General features: G+C 39.0%; 5 protein-coding genes and 1 pseudogene. 5 read left to right on the forward strand and 1 reads right to left on the reverse strand.

Going from position 1 to position 5,303, the window contains the following annotated elements:
- Positions 1-234 (reverse strand): annotated as a pseudogene (locus Q0L68_RS15765) (Holliday junction branch migration DNA helicase RuvB); the annotation flags it as partial.
- Between the two features lie 122 nt (positions 235-356).
- Between Q0L68_RS15765 and Q0L68_RS15770 the strand changes: the two are divergent.
- From Q0L68_RS15770 to Q0L68_RS15790, 5 genes are all read left to right on the forward strand, one after another.
- A complete protein-coding gene (locus Q0L68_RS15770) occupies positions 357-1,421 on the forward strand; it encodes an FAD:protein FMN transferase (RefSeq protein ID WP_296705057.1) in 1,065 nt (354 codons plus the stop codon).
- 130 nt (positions 1,422-1,551) lie between these two features.
- Complete coding sequence (locus Q0L68_RS15775) at positions 1,552-2,304, forward strand: zinc permease (protein ID WP_296705059.1); 753 nt, start codon at positions 1,552-1,554, stop codon at positions 2,302-2,304.
- 184 nt (positions 2,305-2,488) lie between these two features.
- The gene (locus tag Q0L68_RS15780) at positions 2,489-2,752 is read left to right on the forward strand and encodes a DUF4212 domain-containing protein (protein ID WP_296705072.1); all 264 of its coding nucleotides are present in this window, start codon (positions 2,489-2,491) and stop codon (positions 2,750-2,752) included.
- Between the two features lie 28 nt (positions 2,753-2,780).
- The gene (locus tag Q0L68_RS15785; RefSeq protein ID WP_296705073.1) at positions 2,781-4,466 is read left to right on the forward strand and encodes a sodium:solute symporter family protein; all 1,686 of its coding nucleotides are present in this window, start codon (positions 2,781-2,783) and stop codon (positions 4,464-4,466) included.
- Between the two features lie 51 nt (positions 4,467-4,517).
- Positions 4,518-5,303: AMP-binding protein (locus tag Q0L68_RS15790; protein ID WP_296705074.1), on the forward strand; the 786-nt coding region annotated here is incomplete at its 3' end.

The raw sequence follows: 5,303 nt of genomic DNA on the forward strand, positions 1-5,303 counted from the left end.
GTTAGCAATGATATAGCTTAAAGTCGTCTTGCCAAGCCCAGGAGGTCCATGTAGCAAAACATGATCAAGCGGTTCATTTCGTTTACTGGCAGCCAGAACAAAAACCCGCAAATTCTCAACGATTTTAAACTGTCCAGTAAAGTCCTCAAAACTTAAAGGGCGTAAAGCTTTTTCAAATTCTTTATCCTTTGAACTTAAATGTTCTTCATCACCTGTTAGATAATCTTCTCTCATAGAAATGTCGTACTCATACAAAGATAGAAAAATACCTGTGGGGTCGATGGACTTTTTGTATGCCTTCTCAATCCTTTAAACTGAAAAATAACCCTTAACTTCGCAACGAAATTCAGATTCTTATGCGTCCTAATGCCCGAAAAAATATCATTTACTCACTAGTCTTATTGGCTATGGTAATTCTTGTTTATTCTTGGAGAAATCAAAATCCTAAGACCGCGGAACAAGAGAAAGAATTTGAGGTAAATGGTAAGTTGACCCTATCCGGGAAAACGATGGGGACTACTTATAATATTACCTACCTGGACGATGAAGGAAGAGACTTTCAACCATCAATCGATTCTTTACTAGTAGTTTTCAATCAGAGTTTGTCCACCTATATTCCTGATTCAGAGTTGAGCAGGTTTAATAATAGCGACACACTTGACTATGAATTGCCCTATTTATATCCCATTCTGCAGGCAAGCAAGGAAATCAACCTAAAGACCTCCGGGGCCTTTGACCCTACTGTCGGACCTTTAGTAAATATTTGGGGTTTTGGGCCTACTGGCCCTGAATTGAAAGATAGTGTAGATATACAGAATCTGTTGAAATTAGTGGGCTTTGAAAAAGTAGACTTCGATTCGGAACAGGTGAGAAAAAAGGTATCTGGTATTTATCTAGACTTTAGCAGCATTGCAAAAGGTTATGGAGTGGATGTGGTAGCAGAGTTCCTATCTTCGAAAGGAATCAAAAACTACTTGGTAGAAATTGGTGGAGAATTAGTGGCAGGAGGAGTAAACGAAAATGGAGAATTATGGAAAGTTGGAGTAAATCGACCTGAGGAATCTTCAAGTGCCTCAGATTTATTTAGCATAATTGCCCTTCAAGACAAGGGGATGGCTACCTCAGGTAATTATAGAAATTTTTACGTTAGAGATTCTGTTAAAATCTCCCATACAATAAATCCCAAGACTGGTTATCCTATTTCCCAAAACCTATTAAGTGCAACCGTAATCGCAGAGGATTGCATGACTGCAGATGCATATGCCACAGCATTGATGGTGATGGGTACCGAACAAGCAATCGCTTTGGATTCCGCATTAGATGAAATTGAGGTTTTCCTTATTTACAGCGATGAAAATGGAGAATTTAAAACTTTCGCAAGCGAGGAATTAAAACCTTATCTTTCTTTCCTTCAGAAATAATTTATTTCAAAGAGATCTTTTATTTGAGAACAGTATCTGTATCCATATTTAAATGCAACATTATTGAATTTTATTACCTTTGCCGGGGTTATACCTCCAACTTTCTGAAAAAGGAAAGTAAAACTTGGTCATGGGAATAAACTTTCTGCTTCTTTTTATTACAGCCCTTGGCGCTGGTTCCTTGGTGTTTATCGCTCCGAATTTTAGGGACAAGTATTTTAAACTGGTTCTAGTTTTCGCAGGATCATACCTTTTTTCAATTACCATTTTACATATTCTCCCAGAACTTTTTCATAGTGGTTATGAAGGAGGAAGAATGGGTTTATACATTTTGATCGGTTTTTTGCTCCAGCAATTGCTGGAGTTTTTATCGAGTGGAATTGAACATGGCCACATTCACCATCATCACGGAGAAACCAAAGCCGGAATTTTTACTGTCATGATAGGACTTTTTATTCATGCTTTCCTGGAGGGCACTTTGCTTTCTCATGGTAGTTTAATAGGAACTGGAACTGAAGCCTTTGGACATGTTCACAATAGCAAGACGGTTTTGGCAGGAGTAATCTTACATAAAGGCCCCGCAGCATTTGCCCTCGCCGCAGTCCTCAGCAGCTCTTTGAGTAAAAAATGGACTTTGATATTACTGACTCTCTTCGCCTTAGCTTCTCCTTTAGGCATGTTTTCTAGTGCCTATTTATTCCAAAGCGGAATACTTGAAAAAGAAGGAGTCGGAATGCTTTATGGATTGGTAGCGGGAGGATTTCTTCATATTTCTACCACAATTTTCTTTGAGAGTAGCCCTCATCACAAATTCAATTGGAATAAATTGATTGTTAGTTTTTTGGCCGCTGGCCTAGCTATTTTATCAGAATATTTTTTCTAGAAATCTCTATTTTCTAGCTTTTGAGACTTCTAATAATTTTGGAGAATCAATGAACTTTCGGAATTAAATCAGGCAAATGGTAGTGCTTACCTTAAATTTTCATTATTTGATGTAAAAGAGGTTGCATTTCGATGGAAACTACACTTACTTTTAAAATTGATTCCAAAAATAAACCCTCAAAATCATGGCGAATGATGCAGGCAAAATGAAAGCCTACTGGAAAAAGAACCTCAAGACCCTATTTTTTTTATTACTCATCTGGTTTTTAGTATCCTTTGGATTTGGGATTCTTTGGGTAGAAGAGTTGAATACGATCCGTTGGGGAGGATTTAAATTGGGATTTTGGTTTGCGCAGCAAGGCTCTATTTATGCATTTGTACTGTTGATTTTTGTCTATGTCTATCGAATGAATAAACTGGATAAGGAATTTGATGTAAACGAAGAATAAAGTCTAACCTCCAAAATCACCAAAACAGATGGATATCTTAACCTGGACCTATATTCTTGTTGGACTCTCGTTCACCCTATATATTGGCATTGCAATTTGGACCCGAGCAGGGTCAACCAAAGAATTTTATGTAGCTGGTGGAGGCGTTTCTCCCTTAGCAAATGGAATGGCAACTGCAGCGGATTGGATGTCTGCTGCCTCATTTATTTCTATGGCAGGCATCATTTCTTTCGCGGGATATGATGGCTCTGTTTACCTAATGGGTTGGACGGGGGGCTATGTTTTACTTGCTCTTTTATTAGCTCCTTATCTCAGGAAATTCGGAAAGTTTACGGTTCCTGACTTTGTAGGTGATCGCTATTATTCCAATACTGCCAAAGTAGTGGCTGTGATTTGTGCCTTGTTTATATCTTTTACATATGTCGCAGGACAAATGCGAGGCGTGGGAATCGTGTTTTCAAGGTATTTAGAGGTACCTATTGAGTGGGGTGTGGTTATAGGGATGTGTATAGTTTTTTTCTATGCTGTTTTGGGTGGAATGAAAGGGATTACTTATACCCAGGTTGCTCAATATTGTGTCCTGATTTTTGCGTACATGGTTCCGGCTATTTTCGTTTCTATGCAACTTACCGGAAACCCCGTTCCGCAATTAGGTTTAGGAAGCGAACTTGCTGATGGTACTGCCCTCTTAGATAAGCTTGATGGAGTTTTAGCAGAACTAGGTTTTGCGGAATATACTTCAGGCCGAAAAGAAATGATTGATTTATTTATGATCACGCTAGCCTTAATGGTGGGCACAGCTGGACTTCCGCATGTGATCGTTAGGTTTTTTACAGTTCCCAAAGTGAAAGACGCTCGTCTTTCCGCCGGTTACGCTTTGGCTTTTATTGCTATATTATATACAACTGCCCCTGCAATTGCTGCATTTGGAATTTATAATGCCATTAATAGTACTTCTGAAAAAGAAATATCTTCCCTTCCTGTATGGATTTCCAATTGGCAAAAAACAAACCTAATTGCAGTCGACGATAAAAATGGAGATGGGAAGGTCCAGTATGTAGCAGATCCAGAGACCAATGAATTAACTATAGACAGAGATATTATGGTCTTGGCAAGTCCAGAGATTGCGGAACTTCCGAATTGGGTAGTTGGCTTAATCGCAGCCGGAGCCATGGCAGCAGCTTTGTCTACAGCTGCAGGATTATTACTGGTTATTTCCACTTCTGTTTCGAGGGATCTATTTAAAACATTTAAGCCTGAGATTTCGGAGAAAAAAGAGTTGAGAATTGCGAGATTAGCCGCTGCTGGCGCTGTTTTGCTTGCGGGTTACTTCGGAGTAAACCCTCCTGGTTTTGTGGCACAAGTCGTTGCTTTCGCATTTGGCTTGGCAGCGGCATCGTTCTTCCCTGTCATAATTATGGGAATTTTTTCTTCAAGAATTAATAAAGAAGGGGCAATTGCAGGAATGATATCTGGATTGGCTTTTACTTTAGCCTATATTATTTATTTTAAATTTATCTCTCCTGAGCTTAATACTGCTGAATATTGGTGGTTTGGAGTTTCTCCAGAAGGAATTGGATCGATCGGTATGTTTATCAATTTTCTGGTATGTATTGTGGTTTCACAATTTACACCAGCACCTCCACAATCTGTTCAGGATATGATTCAAGAAATTAGAATTCCACGTGGCGCAGGCAAAGCAGTTGATCATTAAGCTTAAATTAGAATCCTTAAAAAATTAGATTATCGATAACCCAATAGCATCATGAGTGATAGAATACATACCCTGAGCGGGTACTTACACGAGTATCAAAAGAGTGTAGCACAACCAGAAGAATTTTGGGCAAGAATTGCAGATTCATTTCATTGGAGAAAGCAATGGGATCAAGTATTGAAATGGAATTTTGATGGGCCAGACGTAAAGTGGTTTTTAAATGGCAAATTGAATATCACCGAAAATATTTTTGAAAGGTATTTATTTACTATCGGTGATAGACCGGCGATTATTTGGGAACCAAATGATCCGAACGAAAAAGGAAGAACAATTACTTATAGAGAACTTTTCCATGATGTTTGCCGATTCGCAAATGCATTGAAAAGTAAAGGGATTGGAAAAGGTGATAAAGTAATTATTTACATGCCTATGGTTCCTGAAGCTGCAGTGGCTATGCTTGCCTGCGCAAGAATAGGAGCTGTTCATTCTGTCGTTTTTGCGGGCTTTTCTAGCAATGCTTTAGCTGACAGAGTGATTGACTGTGGGGCAAAAGCTATATTAACTTCTGATGGTAATTTCCGGGGAAGCAAAAAAATCGCTGTTAAGTCCGTGGTTGATGAAGCTTTGGAAAAGAGCTCAGTTGAAACGGTAATTGTTTATCAAAGAACGAAGCAAGAGGTCACTATGAAAGAAGGGAGAGACTTCTGGTGGCATGAGGTCGTATCCAAAGAAACTGACCAAAATACAGCCGAAGAAATGGATAGTGAAGATATCCTCTTCATTCTATACACCTCTGGTTCTACAGGAAAACCGAAAGGAGTTGTCCATACCACTGGG

It is taken from the genome of Algoriphagus sp. (assembly GCF_024642405.1).
Taxonomy (GTDB): Bacteria; Bacteroidota; Bacteroidia; order Cytophagales; family Cyclobacteriaceae; genus Algoriphagus.

Coding starts and splice junctions, on each gene's coding strand:
- Q0L68_RS15770 (WP_296705057.1), top strand. CDS start 357: ATGCGTCCTAATGCCCGAAAAAATATCATTTACTCACTAGTCTTATTG.
- Q0L68_RS15775 (WP_296705059.1), top strand. CDS start 1,552: ATGGGAATAAACTTTCTGCTTCTTTTTATTACAGCCCTTGGCGCTGGT.
- Q0L68_RS15780 (WP_296705072.1), top strand. CDS start 2,489: ATGGCGAATGATGCAGGCAAAATGAAAGCCTACTGGAAAAAGAACCTC.
- Q0L68_RS15785 (WP_296705073.1), top strand. CDS start 2,781: ATGGATATCTTAACCTGGACCTATATTCTTGTTGGACTCTCGTTCACC.